Genomic DNA, 238 nt, shown 5'->3' on the forward strand with positions numbered 1-238 from the left:
GTGGCCCTGGCCCACGTGGCCGGTCAGATCCAGAAGTTCCTCGACGCCGAGGGCGCCAACGAGCGCATCAAGGGCGAGCGCAAGCTGCTGGCCACCGCGCTCGAGGACGTCCAGACCATGGCCGCCACCCTGACCGGCCACCTCATGGGCGCCCAGGAGCAGCCGACCGAGCTCTACAAGGTCGGCCTGGGTTCGGTCCGCTTCCTGATGGCCGTCGGCGACCTGTTCATCGGCTGGC

The 238-nt window shown here is 69.7% G+C and carries 1 protein-coding gene; it reads left to right on the plus strand.

The window, feature by feature from the left end; translation table 11 throughout:
- Positions 1 to 238, plus strand: a 238-nt coding sequence (locus QC180_RS30175; RefSeq protein ID WP_278266260.1) for an acyl-CoA dehydrogenase C-terminal domain-containing protein, incomplete at both ends; no start/stop codon positions are given.

This window comes from Nocardia anocheti, assembly GCF_029675105.1.
In the GTDB taxonomy this organism is placed as follows: domain Bacteria; phylum Actinomycetota; class Actinomycetes; order Mycobacteriales; family Mycobacteriaceae; genus Nocardia.